Genomic DNA, 14,111 nt, shown 5'->3' on the forward strand with positions numbered 1-14,111 from the left:
CTATGAGTTCCTTCTTAGCTTTTATTGGTGAACCATTTTCAGTATGGATGGAACTTGTTATTTATATAAAATGGCAATACATCTATTCATTTGCATACTATCTGTTTATTGGTCTAACAGTTAGGTTTGTTATTATCAAGGTAAAGGAAAGAAAATAAAACCTGATACCTTATCATAACAACGAATTATACTCAGACTTCATCAATGAATATACAGCAGTGTCGTGAAACTTATTCCCATCAAAATCAGTTTGACGCAGTACGCCCTCTTTGGTGAAGCCATATTTTTTCAAAAGCTTTTCTGATCCTTGGTTTCCAGCAAAAATATCACCTACTATTCGGTTTAATCCAAGCGTTTCAAAGCTATACTCCAGAACTTTACCGAAAATCTCCGTCATAACACCTCTTTTTTGGTATTCTTTTCGAATAACGACACCGGTCTCAGCTTTTTTATGCCACATATTTAACTTATGTAATCGAAACTGACCAACTACATCACCATTGTCTTTATTGATAATCACCCAGGGGATTTCCTTCTGTGATCTATACGCATACAGTTGACGACGTACTTTGTCTTCCATTTCCTTTACTGTTTGCACCGGGTGGGGGGCTATAAACTTCATCTTTTCCCTGTCACACATAAACGTAAATAAGAGTGATGAATCGTCTACCGTTAGTCCTCTTAAGATATAATGCTTTGTTTCCAGGGTAGGTACCTTTGTGAATATATCCTCATTTAACATGTTCATCCCTCCAGTTAATCTTACCCATAGCAAAGCTGTTCATTTCTTCATCGTTCTTAAGTTAACTGCTGTTCTGCAAATTCCCTGTATAATGGATGCGATTGTGTTAGTTCCTGATGTGTTCCGCTACCTGTCATTTTCCCTTTATCAATAAAAATAATTTTGTCTGCATTAACAATTGTTGATAACCTGTGTGCAATCACAAAAGTTGTGCGCCCTTCCATTAACCGCGTTAATGCTTGTTGTACAACGCTTTCGGATTGACTATCCAGACTTGCAGTTGCCTCATCCATCATAAGAATTTTAGGGTCCCGCAGAAAGGCCCTGGCAATGTTAATCCGCTGCCTTTGTCCTCCTGATAATTTCACCCCGCGCTCCCCAACTTCCGAAGCCAAGCCGTTTGGAAGTGTATGTATAAATTGGTCAGCATAAGCCATTTTTGCAACTTCCCACAGACGTTCATCTGAAATATTAATGGAGTCACTTAAACCGTATGTTAGATTATCCCGAATGGTACCAGCCATCATCGCACTTTCCTGAGAGACATATCCAATCTGACTGCGCCAGGACTTCATAGACAAATCCTTTATAGGTATGCTTCCAATTCGTATTTCTCCAGCAGTTGGTTCATAAAAACGTTCAAGTAAGCCAAACAGCGTTGTTTTACCGCCACCACTTGGGCCCGCGAATGCAATCATTTCATTAGGCTGTGCTGTAAAAGATATATTCTCAAGTACTGGCTCACCCTCGCTATAGGCAAACGATACGTTCGATACATGTACCATTTCATTGGTGATATCTTTCTCGATTCCCTCCTGGCCATCTTCCTGAGATAAATCCATTATTGAAATAATACGCTCTGTTGCCCCTTTTGCCTTTTGTAATTGGGTGAAAAACATTGCAAACGATGTAACAGGCATAATGATTTGAAATAGGTAGAGCAAAAAAGCAACCAAGGAACCTGTTGACATGGATCCCTCAGCCACACGAATTCCTCCGTAGCCAATAATCATAACTACTACAATCATAATAATAAAATACATAAGTGGACCGATCAGGGCGAAAATACGTGCTTCCATTAATCCAAATCCTAATAATTTCCCGATACCTGAAATTCCCTTTTTTTCTTCAAATCTTTCGGCAGTTGAAGATTTCATTAAGCGAATCTCACTAAGCGTCTGCTGAATGTGACCAGTGAAACTAGCGGTTTCATCCTGCAGGTTGCGTGAAATTTTAGCCATTTTACTTCCTAGAGGAATCATAATTGCCATTGTTATCGGTACCGCGATTAACATTAATAATGTCATCTTCCAATCCATAAACAGCAGGATAATTACTGCTCCAATTATAGAAATAATCCCTGTTATAAATTGCGGAAAATGCTGGGAGATTAAATCCTTTACAATTCCTGTGTCATTTACAACTCTGCTTACAGTTTCACCACTTGCTTTTTTATCAAAGTAATGAACAGGCAGCCGAACGAGTTTTAACCACATGCGTTCACGCAAACGCGCAACTATTTGTTGACCAACCGCAGCCAGTAAATAAGTGGAAAATCCATCAACAACAGCCTGTACAATAAACACCACACCAATAACAACAATGAGAATGACGCTTATCGAATCTACTGAGAAACCATCCACTAATTCTTTTGTAAGTAAAGGAATAGAAAGCCCAACAATTGTTGTAATAATACTTCCTATTAAACCAACTATTAATGCCATCTTCGGGATTTTAGTTGACAAAATCAGAGAAAAAAATGGCTTCAGACCATTTTGTTGCAGTGCTTTTTTCATATGTATTAACTCCTATCTGCAGACGCGGTCAACAGTTTCTTAAACTTCATTAAGAGGTCTTTTTATCTTATACGTACAGTGTACCATTTTTGTTTCAAAGGTTTTGTATGTTTACTTCATTTAGAAACGGGGGAACTTACAGTATAGAGTGATTAGAAGAGAAAGGTGATTTATGTGGGTCTCTGGCTTGAGTACGGTTGGGCGTTTCTTGTAATTATTGGATTAGAAGGGCTACTCTCAGCCGATAACGCACTCGTTATGGGTGTAATCGTTAAGAATTTGCCTGAAAAGAAACGTAAGAAGGCATTATTCTATGGAATTATTGGAGCTTATGTATTTCGTTTTGCCGCCTTATTTGCTATTTCATTTGTAGTTAACATATGACAAATTCAAGCAATAGGGGCTGCATACTTAATATACCTAGGCGTAAAAAGTATCATTAAAAATAAAAAAGAAGATAAAGAAGATAAAGAAGATAAAGAAGATGATTCAGATTCAAATTCTAAAGCAGATGAGAGTCAAAGCTTATGGAAAGCTATTGTAAAGGTTGAACTGACAGATATTGCCTTTGCGATCGATTCAATCCTGGCAGCAGTTGCAATTGCTGTCGCACTTCCATCCACTCCACTACCAAAATTCGGTGGAATGGACGGCGGTAAATTTATTGTAGTGTTCTTAGGTATGGCTATTGGACTCGCATTTATACGGGTTGCAGCTACTTATGTGGTGAAGTACATGAAGAAATATCCTATCTTAGAAAAAGCGGCGTTTATTATCGTAGCGTGGGTCGGTGTAAAATTGGCAGTGCACACATTAGCACACCCAGACGTAACATTAGGGTTGATTTCCGAATCCTTCACCCATAGTACTTGGTGGAAGATAACCTTCTGGGGAGTGATGTTGTTAATCATAGCAATATCTATTGTAATGGCTAAAAAACGTGGACCAATTGAAGATGCTGATGAGGAGCGAGGATCCGACACCTCATCGTAAACTTAGGGTAAATAGATTAGGGAGAGTAATAACTCCCCCTAATCCACTTTTATATGAGGTTCTAAAGGATCGTTGGTCTTCCAATCGAATGGTACTCAATATCATAAAACTTTACTTCCTCTAAATCAAAACAGTTTCGTCCATCAAAGATAATTGGCTCTTTCATCAGCCTTTTAACCTCTGATAAGTCCATCTGTTTAAACTCTTTCCACTCAGTTAAAATAAATCCCAAATCTGCCCCTTTTAAAACAGTTGCTACAGAATTAGCATACCTTATACCTCTGGGCAATATCTGCATAGCAAGATTCATCGCAGCTGGGTCGTAAGCAATTATTTCAGCACCCTCTTCTAAGAGTTTATTAATAACAACTATAGCCGCTGCTTCACGTATGTCATCTGTATTTGGTTTGAAAGCTAAACCAAGTATAGCAACACGCTTTCCAGACAAATCCCCAAACCTTTTTTTAGCCTTATCTACCAATAGAACCTGTTGATTATTGTTAACCTTCACTACTGACTTTAATAATTCGAAATCATGATTTCTATTCCCTGACAACTGAATAAGAGCTTTTGTGTCCTTAGGGAAACACGATCCGCCGTATCCAATACCAGCTTGCAAAAACTCAGCTCCTATTCTTTTATCCATTCCCATTCCTTTTGCTACTTCCTCCACATTTGCTCCTGTCAATTCGCAAATGTTCGCAATTTCATTAATAAAACTGATTTTAGTAGCAAGAAAGGCATTTGATGCATATTTAATCATCTCTGCATTTCTGAAATCTGTTTTAACAATTGGTAATTTAAATGGTTCGTTTATCTTTACTACAACATCTGCTGCATGTTGGTTAGTTGATCCAATTACTATTCGATCACCGTGGAAGGTATCATGGAGAGCAGACCCTTCCCGCAAAAACTCTGGATTTGAAACAATATCAATAGATACTGGATATTGTAAATTATCTTGCATTAATTGTTTCAAGCGTTCATTGGTTCCAACAGGCACAGTTGACTTGATAACAACAATCATATCTCGATTAATTGTCTTTGCTATCTCTACGGCTGCATCCTTAATGTCAGTTAAGTCAGCCGTACCATCCTGGTTTTGCGGGGTACCAACTGATATATAAATAACCTCTGCAGTGGAACAACACTTTACCAGGTCCCTTGAAAAAATTAAAAAACCACTCTCTCTATTCTTATCAACCATCTCTTTTAATCCCGGTTCATAAATTGGTAAATCACCTGTCTGTAGTAACTTTATTTTCTCTTCTTCTCTATCAACACAAGTAACGTGGTGACCTATTTCAGAAAGACTGGCACCGGTCGCTAATCCAACGTATCCTGTTCCAATAATTGTAATTTCCACGATAACTTACTCCCATTCTTCTATTTCTTTTTATGATTAGTCCATTCATAAAGCGTAATCGTGCCATATACAGGGTCAAACAAAGGATTTGAGTTAAATTTCTTCACCTTTTGTATATTATTCTCAATTGCAACACCTTGTTTTTCAAACCCATCTACCACCCGATCTGTTAGAAAAACACGTACTTGTGGGTTTGAGGGCAATTCCATCAGGAAATATTCAAATGTTAAAATTTCTTTATATTGATAATCCACTTGTAAGTAGTCCATTACTCTGGCCTCTTCCCATGTGAACACCAATAATTGGTCATCTATTTCTGTTAAATAGTCTGTAAGCTGATAAACTGCAGGTGGCTCCGCTGCTTTCATAACTATAAGGCTACTACCATGAATTGACTGTAGAATAATGAGTAACATACATAACCAGCTTACTAACCGAAGATAGCTGCCTTTAAACAATTCTTTAAACAATATAAATGTAAAAATTCCTGTTAGTGGAAGTATGTGTCTTGGTTTATCTATATTTTGAGCAAACAGAACCCAAACAAAATAGGAGCTGTAAATGACTACCAACCAATAAGTAAAGGAGTCTGTTGTCCATCTTTTAGATTTTAATTGGTAAATAACCAAACCGAAGAAAAGACTATATAGGACAGCTATCAGAACCGAATGACTAAACAGACCTGTCCATAAAAAGTTATAAAAAAACAGATTTACTAAGCGCTCGAAAATCGGCATAGAGTCCGCGGTAACAGCTCCCCCCCACTCTGTAAAATGTCCTGCGACAAACCCTGAAGCCAATTCAATAAATGCCGCAATTCCACCAGTTGAAGAAACTAATCCCATAATCCAAACCAGTTGAAAAAGAAGTGCTATACCAACTTGTTGGGCAATGAATATCATGTATAACGTGTTAGTTTTAAAAAACTTTCTATAGTAAATCCAAAGTAATAAAATGCCAATGCCAATTGGTAGATATGACAACCGAGTTCCCATCAAAATACTAAAGAGAAAAAGGGGAGTGATAGATGAAATAAAGGTTGGGTGTTTTCTTGCCTGCTTTAAACTCCATAAAAACCACCAAACAATAGCTACAGCTGCTCCTTCACTCAATGGCTCTGTGCTCATAATCCACATATAACTCATAGAGAAAATTACGGAGGTCACCAATAAATTAATTCTTACTTCCACATAACTTTTTAATAACAGATATATAGGAACAACTGAGGTACAGATTAAAATAACATTAAAAATAGAGAGCGCCCGAACCGGATCATTAACAAAAAAATTAACGATCATCCCTCCTAATATAAAGTAAGGATAACCTGGAAAATGCGGTTGCATTTGATATAAGTCATACTTGATGACTCCTAATGCAAAATCGACTTGATCCCACGACCCCGCAAATGAGTTAATATATAAAAATCTGTTAAGAGTCACAAATGCGATAAAAATGATGAACAATAACCAGTAGCTATATATGGGATTGTACTTTTTCATTTTTGTCGACCTTCCTTATATAAGCGATAATTAGAAAACCTGGCTGCATAAAGAAAAAAAACAAGACGATCAAATCGACGTCTTGTGTAATGACCATTATTTGTACATTTTCTTGCTTTGAAAACCACCTGAGTATACCTGATTCTCTCGCGTTTGTTTTGCTGAAGCCTTTGACCTAGCATTAGAAGTACCGTATTTTACCTTAATTATCATATAAATAACAACAAAGAATCCAATGTAGGCAATCATCTCTTCTAACGAAGGCATCGAAGAATAACCGAATAGTGCTTTCAAAAAGATGCCAACCTCACCAGAAAAGACTGGTACTATTCCCGTATCCCGTACGTAATGCACGTAGTCAATTGGATGTTCAGGCAATAACCAGGTGATATTATAGACATGTGGCATAACACTTCCGATTATTTTTAGATCCTGAAGCATCGAAATCCCTTGAACTAAAAGTCCTGCTGCTATCATCACAATAAAAACACCTGTAACCTTAAAGAAAGATTTAAGTGGTATCCGCATCGTTCCTTTAAAAAACAAATAACATACTACAGCTGCAACTGCCGCACCAGTTATTGCTCCCCATCCTTGTAAGCCTTTTTCAATATCTCCACCTGTTATGGCTGCAAAGAAAAAGACTGTTTCAACCCCTTCACGCAGTACAACAAGAAAGGAGTGTACGACCATACCAATCACATTACCTGTTGTTATAAGATGATTCATCTTACCTTCCATTTTCCCTTTAAGATCTTTACTGTGCTCCGCCATCCAAAAAACCATCTGTGTTAACAAAACAGCGGAAGCGAACATTATTCCAACCTTTAAGTACATTTCACTACCCATTGCTGCAAAACCTGTGAAAACAACTTGAAAAAGCATAGCAACACCTAAACTGGCAAGTACGGCAAGACCAGCACCAAGCCAGACATATTTAGTGAATTTTTTATTACTAGTTCTTTTTAGATACGTCGTGATAATTCCAACTATTAAAAGGGCCTCCAGTACTTCGCGAAAGGTTATTAGTAATGCTTGAATTTCCAAGGTATTCCCTCCCTTATTTCCTAGAGATTATTTTCTTTTCCGAATGAAGTATATGGAAGCAGCACAAATTATAAGTGCAATAATTAGAATCGGAATCCAATTTTTTAACTCTGAGTAATCCGTATAGTCAGATGATTGTGTGTCCTGATTCTTCAACTCTTGTTCTGTGTCACCTTTTGTGAAATGTCCAACGTCATACGCTTCTATTTCAAAAGGTTCTTTTAAAGAATCTAAAATAAATTGTTTGCTTTTTTTAAATTGCTTAAAATTAGACTTTTTCTCCCCTACTCCAAATAAACCAGGGTTCCCTAATGCTTCAAGTGCTGAATCAAAGTTTTGTTTGATTTGTTCATCTAGATCCGGATCGAAGTCCCTCACGGTAGGAGAAAGTGCCTCATATGTAGCAAAGGCTTTTGCTAGTAACTTTTTACTTGTGTCGTATTCTCCAAAGCCTTGTTCCAATGCTTCTAATCGTCTTGATATATTTAAAGCAAGCAGTTTTTCCATGTTATTAATTGTAGCTTTTTTATCTTTATTATTTAAAGGATCAAGAACGATTTCAGATGCATCCTTCCCCATGTGCATATCAATTTCTTCTTTGACCGTTAAAAAAAATTCCTTTGCCGCTTCATAATTAGGTGGAGATTCATTTAACTTTATAACCATTTTTCTGTATACTTCCGCTATTTTTTCTTTATTCGGGTCTCCATAAGAATATGCGGAAACACTCACTTCGTTAGTAAACGCACTAAGTAGAATAATGGTTAGTATTAACAAGCTCATTTTTCTCATGAGAACATCTCCTATTTAATTAAATGATAATGATTATCAACGTCAATGTCAATATAATTTCTGTTTTTAACCAGTTTTTTTGGTAGTTATAACTCTGCCGTGATGCTTATGAGGTATAATCACTACCTTTTTATGTGATCTATGCATTTCTTTCCAGATAGCAGGAATTACAGAAGTCATATATCCCTGAAATTTTATAAAGGATTGGCCTTTTGTTCTAACCTGATACGTTATTGGTACCTCTTTTACCCTAAATCCTTTTCTAACTAGGTTTAGGGTAAGCACTTGGGCATAGTTGTAGTCATGGATTATTTCCGCATGCTCCATTGCTTGTCTTGAAAAAGCTCTCATACCTGACTGCCCATCATAAATCAACTTTCGAAGCAGGACCGATTGGAGCATGGTGAAAAAATAATTCCCTAATCTACGGTGAAGCTTCATTCCGTTAATTGTCCCTAAAAACCTAGACCCCATCGTATAATCTGACTCTCCCATAAAAATTGGAGTAACAAGTTCTGGTATCTCTTCTGCAGGATACTCGTTATCCGCATCAATCATAACAGCAATATCGGCCCCCAATTGATAAGATTGTTGCAATCCTTCTCTGACAGCAGCACCAAGACCCTGGTTAGTTTTAAAGGAGTGGATGTAGTCAGCACCGGCAGTTTTGGCGACTTCTACTGTACGGTCGGTTGATCCGTCATCAATAACAAGAACATCAACATGAATATTCGGATGAAACTTCCTTGGTATTCTTTTAATAACGTGAACTATCGATTCTTCTTCATTGTGCGCTGGTAGAAAAACGATCATTTTCTGCTTCATTATGTTCCTTCCCTTCTTGTTGTAATGCTTCGATTAAAACATTGCCACGGCTATGACTTGGGTATGGTGTCCCGAGCAAGTAAGCTATTGTTGGGGCTACAGAGGTAAGGCTATGTCTTTCATCTACTTTTTTGCCTTTCTCAATAGCTGGTCCATGCAAAAAGAATGGCACAAACCGTTCTCCTTCATCAAGATGGCCATGCCCTCCTATTCCGTCAGCCTGTCCATGATCCGCACAAATCAATAGTGTAGTATTTTCCATGTAGCCTTTCTCTTCCATCCACGATGTAAATTCCTCAATTAAACTGTCAGCTTCCTCTATTTTTTGAATGTATTCATCATAGAGTACTCCCCTGCTATGTCCCGTTTGGTCGGTACTAATCAGCTGAATGTTGAAAAAGTCCAGATTTTCTTTTTCCATCATATTCTTAGCTTTCTCGATAATATTTCGATCAACCGAATCATTATGTCCTACCGCGGTATATGCTTCGACATCATCACCCATTGAATCAATCAGATGAGCAACTCCTAAAAGACGCCCCTTTTTTTTCACTTTTCTTAACGTGTCAAATATAGATTCCGTCTTAATCCCTAGCTTCCATACCATATTAGATTTAATTCCATGTTCTTTCGGATAAGTCCCGGTCATCATCGATGAAAAGCATACAACAGTTCTAGCAGGATATACCGTTTCCATTTGTGTATACTCGGTACCATTTTTCCGAAGCTTATCCAAAAACGGTGTATTTGCCTCCTGAAAACGTTCTTTTCTCATCCCATCAATAACAATCATGATCACTTTATTGTTAATCGGCTTATCATTTTCTTTTACATTGTCTGTATAGGTCTGCTTCTCTACTGGCTTCCAGTCAAAAAGATAATGGTGTAGAATCCAACTAAACACACCCAGTCCAATTAGAAACGCGAAATATGTAGTATAGTCGATACTTAAATCTAATGTGTACCTTGAAAAAAACAGGTTCCAAAGGGATAATATGAGTAAAAACTTTGGCAATTGTTCTTGGGCATTTCCACTTGTTGAATCACTATTTTTTAATACAAGTTTCCAAAATCTAGTGAAGTTCAGCCATGTTGTCCCTATCCTCAAGTGATAATACAAAGTCCCCCAGAAAAATACTGTAAAGAAAAAATAAAGACCTAAACTAAAAAAAAGCAAGTGAAGATTGGTATCTCCCCAAATTAATAGATACCCAGTAAAAGGTAGCCATAAGTAATTTCTAAGCATTAATGGGAAATCAAAAAAGTAATAGATAGCTAATAACGGCACTATAAGCAGGAGGCTGAATCCAGCGGCAACCCAAAAGGAGGACTCCCCCCATTCCTGTATGTTAAAAATAAGGATTGTTCCCACAACAAAAATCGGCGTAAATGGCTTTCCCTCATTTAATAAATTCCAGCAACGAGCTGCTATTTTTTCAAACTTCGAAGCTTGTTTCATAATTTTTCTCCTTTCTGGTTTTTCCACACCTTTATCTGTCGCAGTGAAATAGGATATAGAAAAAAAACGATAAATCCCACAACGAAAGAAAATAAAAATTTGAATCCATGTGTTATAAGCGCTAGGTTATAAGCATCTTCCCATTTCATTCCTAACTGAACAAAAGCAAAGCTCATAACACTTTCATAAGTTGCAAGGCCACCTGGTGTAAATTGAAAGACTTGGGCAGCTACAGTTATACTGTTTAACCAAACAGCCCTCAATAATGCAATATCAAATTCCAGTGCATGTACAACACCATAGACCACAGCTGCTTCTAGGATCCAACTCGTAAAAACCAAACTAATTATTAAAGCTGAACGCTGATGAAAAAATGCCTCCTTGAGAAAATTGACATGTTCCAAATAAAAACTGAACCATTTTTTCTTGAGTAAGTAGAGAAAAGATAACCCTATAATTGCGAACACCACTATTATTTTTAGTAAAAAATAATAGTTTAGAGAAACACCTATGAGCAGGGCTCCTACCGACGCAAATATTCCCAAGCACATCAAGTCCAGAATCCTCATGACAACAACGGAGTGGGTTGCTTTATCCCAAGTAACATCTTTCTGATTTGCAAAAACACCAATACGGACTACATCACCAATTTTAATTGGAAAGATATGATTAAAGAATAAACTATAGAAAAGTGCAACTAAGTAAATTTTAATAGGATGTTTAACATCTCCGTACATTTTCCATGCAAACGCCCTGGAAACAAACGCTAACAGATATAGTATGGTCACAAAGAATAGCCAGTGAAAATTTAGAAAAAATCGTTGTGTCAGCGTAAATAGCATTTTTAAATCAAAAAAATTCCAACTTAAAACCAAGAATGCCGAGAATAAAAAAATACTTGCGAGGTGAATTAGCGGTTGAAGTGTTTTTTTGCCCATCTTATTGTTATATCCAAACCTTCCTCAATATTTATAAGTGGGTTGTAACCTAGTTTTTCTTTGGCTTTAGTTATATTACTCCATGTCATTTTTACATCACCACGGCGGTCCTTTAACTGATTAATTTTCATTCGAGGAAATTTTGATTTAAGATGATCAAGCAGTTTTTCCATGTAGACAGGTTCTCCATATCCCAAATTATAAGTATCATTATTCTTTGAATAAAGGATCGTTCTTTCAATACCGTTAACAATGTCATCTATGTATGTATAGTCCCTGGCTGAATTATAACCATAAATATCCAAGCTATCCCCTGCCATCAATTTCCTAATAAATAATGGAATTGCCATGTCAGGCCTCCCCCACGGACCATAAACAGTGAAAAAGCGTAAAATCGTTAACTGAAAACCGTAAAGTGATTGATAGGCATGGCAAAATGATTCAGCACCATACTTTGCAGCGGCATAAGGAGAAGCCACTTGACCGTTTGCCATTTCTTCCGTGAGTGGAGCGCCTGTTTGATTTCCATATACGGATGATGAAGATGCAAAGATGAAATGATTCACTTTTGTTTCACCTGCATACTTTAAAACATTGACTGTCATTTTAATGTCAAGATCAATGTATTGATGTGGTTGCTTAATCGAATATGGGACACCAGGGAGTGCAGCCAAATGAACAACTACATCAAACGATCCTTCTTCAAATACCTTTTTACAACTAATTTCGTCAACAAGATCTACTTTTATAAATTGAAATGGTATCCCTAGACTTTTAACTTCGTTGACATGTTCTCTTTTTTGTTCAGGACTATAGTAAGGGTGCAAATTATCAACAATAGTAATCTGATGATTATCCAGTAAAAGTTTTCTCGCCAAACTACTTCCAATAAACCCTGCTCCACCTGTAATTAATATGTTCATTTAGTACACCCCCAGGACCAATCATCGGAAAACTCGCAGCGAATGCACGAGTTTCCTTATAGTTGTTTCATCTCTATCTTTCACGAATAAAAAAGCCGCATATGCGGCTTTTTTATTGTACTACACCTGTAAGAACAGGTACAATCGCATCACTATACTTTGTTGCTTCTTCAGCATTTTCACTTGAAATTGCCTCATACCATTTTTGACCATTTTCAAGAAGTTCAGAAGTTTTTTCTCCCCCTAATTTTTCAATTAAAGCTAACTCAATATCCTTCATAAACACATTAGCTTCCATCGCTTCCACACGTGCTTCCGTTACATTTCCTTCTTCTAAGGCTACTGCAGCTTTTTCATGATAGCCAGTTATTTTTCCGATAAACGCTTTTGTGAATAAACCGGCAACCTCTTCCGGATTAAGTGAAGCGGCGTTTGTTTTACTGAAGTCAAACAGTTCTTGTAATTTATTTGCTGCTACTTCATCTCCACCAGATAAAGAACCTTTAATAGCTTGGTAGAATCCAAGTGCTTCAGCTTGCATAATTTTCAACTCTGTTTCATCTGTATTACCCTCGCTTACAGATTTAGCAATTTTCTCTGCATATGAATTTGCTGCTAAATAGTAACTGCGGTAAACAGACTTATCAGTAATTTGTTTGTATACTGAAAGGTCTTTCACATTTCCGTTTGCTATTGCTTCTTCTTGAAGGGACAAGCCGTTTTGAATGTTTTCAACGATACTATTTTCGCCTGTTAGTTCGTAATAACCATCACGTTTAGTCGCAGTTGGGATAATAACTTCTTCAATAAGAAGCTTTAGTTCTTGATATGTAGCTTCTGCTTTTTCTTGATTTCCCGCTTCTAAAGCTGCCACTATATCGCTATGCAGTTGTTTTTGTTTTTGGTAAAAATAAGATTGTATGCCTTTATCAATTAATTGGCGAGCTACGTTTTGATCAAGCTCCTCACCTTTTCCCGCATTAATTCCTGATGTAATAAAATTATCTAAATCACCACTAGCTACTTTCAACTCTTTTTGATATGTATCTTCCACTAGTTTCCAATCAACTTCCTGATCTTCTTTCATTTTGCCTAGTTCAACCATTATTGCTTTATAATCATCCACTTGTTTTGCGGTCGCAGTTTCTTCAATTACAACCTCTTCACTATTTAGCTGTTCCTTTTGATCACTAGTATTTTTTTCTTTTGCTGGTTCTGTTGCTTCTTCTTTCGGTTTGCTTGCATTTGCGTCTTCTTCCCCACAAGCAGTTAATACTGAGCCAGCTAAAGTTATAGTCGCAAGTAATAACAATGTTTTTTTCATATAAACCCTCCTATTGATAATGATTTTCATTATTAATTCCTAACCTATTATAGCGAGAATGATTATCACTGTCAATGACATTCATAATAAGACCTACTTTGCCTGTACGCATCATTGAAATAGGAGGAAAGCATACCCACTTTGTGATGGCTAAAAAAACGCGGATTGTACAAGATGTTTACATTCTCAAAAGCGAAGCATTCTGCTGGCACGGTGTCGAAAAAGTTTTCACAACGTCGCAGTTTGTAGATTTTGTGTCAGAAACAACAATCTTTTTGAAAAAGGTCTATAACAAAATACCTTTTTAAAATAACAGAAAATACAAATTAGTCTTGCACGTCAAAATACTTTTATGTATACTAATTATACAAAATAAAATAATTATTTATATTTGGATAAAAAGTTTG

Annotated in this window: 12 protein-coding genes and 1 pseudogene; 2 read left to right on the plus strand and 11 right to left on the minus strand. The window is 36.8% G+C overall.

Translation table 11 applies throughout. The features are described 5' to 3' along the window. Positions 1 to 172: 172 nt before the first annotated feature. On the minus strand, positions 173 to 742 hold the full coding sequence (locus ACOI1D_RS18695; RefSeq protein ID WP_422503385.1) for a GNAT family N-acetyltransferase: 570 nt from the start codon (positions 740 to 742) through the stop codon (positions 173 to 175). Positions 743 to 798: 56 nt separating this feature from the next. Further along, positions 799 to 2,538 carry an ABC transporter ATP-binding protein gene (locus ACOI1D_RS18700; protein ID WP_422503387.1) on the minus strand — a complete coding sequence of 580 codons (1,740 nt, stop codon included), beginning with the start codon at positions 2,536 to 2,538 and terminating at the stop codon, positions 799 to 801. A 168-nt stretch (positions 2,539 to 2,706) separates the two neighbouring features. On the opposite strand from ACOI1D_RS18700, the pseudogene ACOI1D_RS18705 reads away from it, so the two are divergent. Beyond that, positions 2,707 to 3,531: pseudogene (locus tag ACOI1D_RS18705) on the plus strand (TerC family protein). Between the two features lie 61 nt (positions 3,532 to 3,592). Here ACOI1D_RS18705 and ACOI1D_RS18710 read toward each other — a convergent pair. From ACOI1D_RS18710 to ACOI1D_RS18750, 9 genes are all read right to left on the minus strand, one after another. Further along, entirely contained in the window at positions 3,593 to 4,897 is a 1,305-nt protein-coding gene (locus ACOI1D_RS18710; RefSeq protein WP_422503388.1) for a UDP-glucose dehydrogenase family protein, read from the minus strand. 20 nt (positions 4,898 to 4,917) lie between these two features. After that, on the minus strand, positions 4,918 to 6,195 hold the full coding sequence (locus ACOI1D_RS18715) for a hypothetical protein (protein WP_422503390.1): 1,278 nt from the start codon (positions 6,193 to 6,195) through the stop codon (positions 4,918 to 4,920). A gap of 297 nt (positions 6,196 to 6,492) precedes the next feature. After that, positions 6,493 to 7,443, minus strand: a complete 951-nt coding sequence (locus tag ACOI1D_RS18720) for an FTR1 family iron permease (RefSeq protein WP_422503391.1) — start codon at positions 7,441 to 7,443, stop codon at positions 6,493 to 6,495. Between the two features lie 27 nt (positions 7,444 to 7,470). Continuing rightward, the gene (locus ACOI1D_RS18725; RefSeq protein WP_422503393.1) at positions 7,471 to 8,235 is read right to left on the minus strand and encodes a hypothetical protein; all 765 of its coding nucleotides are present in this window, start codon (positions 8,233 to 8,235) and stop codon (positions 7,471 to 7,473) included. 66 nt (positions 8,236 to 8,301) lie between these two features. Next, complete coding sequence (locus ACOI1D_RS18730) at positions 8,302 to 9,063, minus strand: glycosyltransferase family 2 protein (RefSeq protein WP_422503402.1); 762 nt, start codon at positions 9,061 to 9,063, stop codon at positions 8,302 to 8,304. Beyond that, complete coding sequence (locus tag ACOI1D_RS18735) at positions 9,020 to 10,519, minus strand: alkaline phosphatase family protein (protein WP_422503395.1); 1,500 nt, start codon at positions 10,517 to 10,519, stop codon at positions 9,020 to 9,022. Before ACOI1D_RS18735 ends, ACOI1D_RS18730 begins: the two co-directional genes overlap by 44 nt. After that, positions 10,516 to 11,457 (minus strand): lysylphosphatidylglycerol synthase transmembrane domain-containing protein, encoded by a 942-nt coding sequence (locus ACOI1D_RS18740; RefSeq protein ID WP_422503397.1) that lies wholly within the window; start codon positions 11,455 to 11,457, stop codon positions 10,516 to 10,518. The genes ACOI1D_RS18735 and ACOI1D_RS18740 overlap by 4 nt, the downstream gene beginning before the upstream one ends. Beyond that, on the minus strand, positions 11,430 to 12,380 hold the full coding sequence (locus tag ACOI1D_RS18745; RefSeq protein WP_422503398.1) for an NAD-dependent epimerase/dehydratase family protein: 951 nt from the start codon (positions 12,378 to 12,380) through the stop codon (positions 11,430 to 11,432). Before ACOI1D_RS18745 ends, ACOI1D_RS18740 begins: the two co-directional genes overlap by 28 nt. A 112-nt stretch (positions 12,381 to 12,492) precedes the next feature. After that, positions 12,493 to 13,704, minus strand: coding sequence for a hypothetical protein (locus tag ACOI1D_RS18750; RefSeq protein WP_422503399.1), 1,212 nt, complete (start codon positions 13,702 to 13,704; stop codon positions 12,493 to 12,495). 146 nt (positions 13,705 to 13,850) lie between these two features. Here ACOI1D_RS18750 and ACOI1D_RS18755 point away from each other — a divergent pair, with 146 nt between their 5' ends. Further along, positions 13,851 to 14,012, plus strand: coding sequence for a hypothetical protein (locus ACOI1D_RS18755; RefSeq protein WP_422503400.1), 162 nt, complete (start codon positions 13,851 to 13,853; stop codon positions 14,010 to 14,012). The last annotated feature ends 99 nt before the right edge of the window (positions 14,013 to 14,111 follow it).

It is taken from the genome of Virgibacillus sp. DJP39, from assembly GCF_049310925.1.
In the GTDB taxonomy this organism is placed as follows: Bacteria; Bacillota; Bacilli; order Bacillales; family Amphibacillaceae; genus Virgibacillus_F.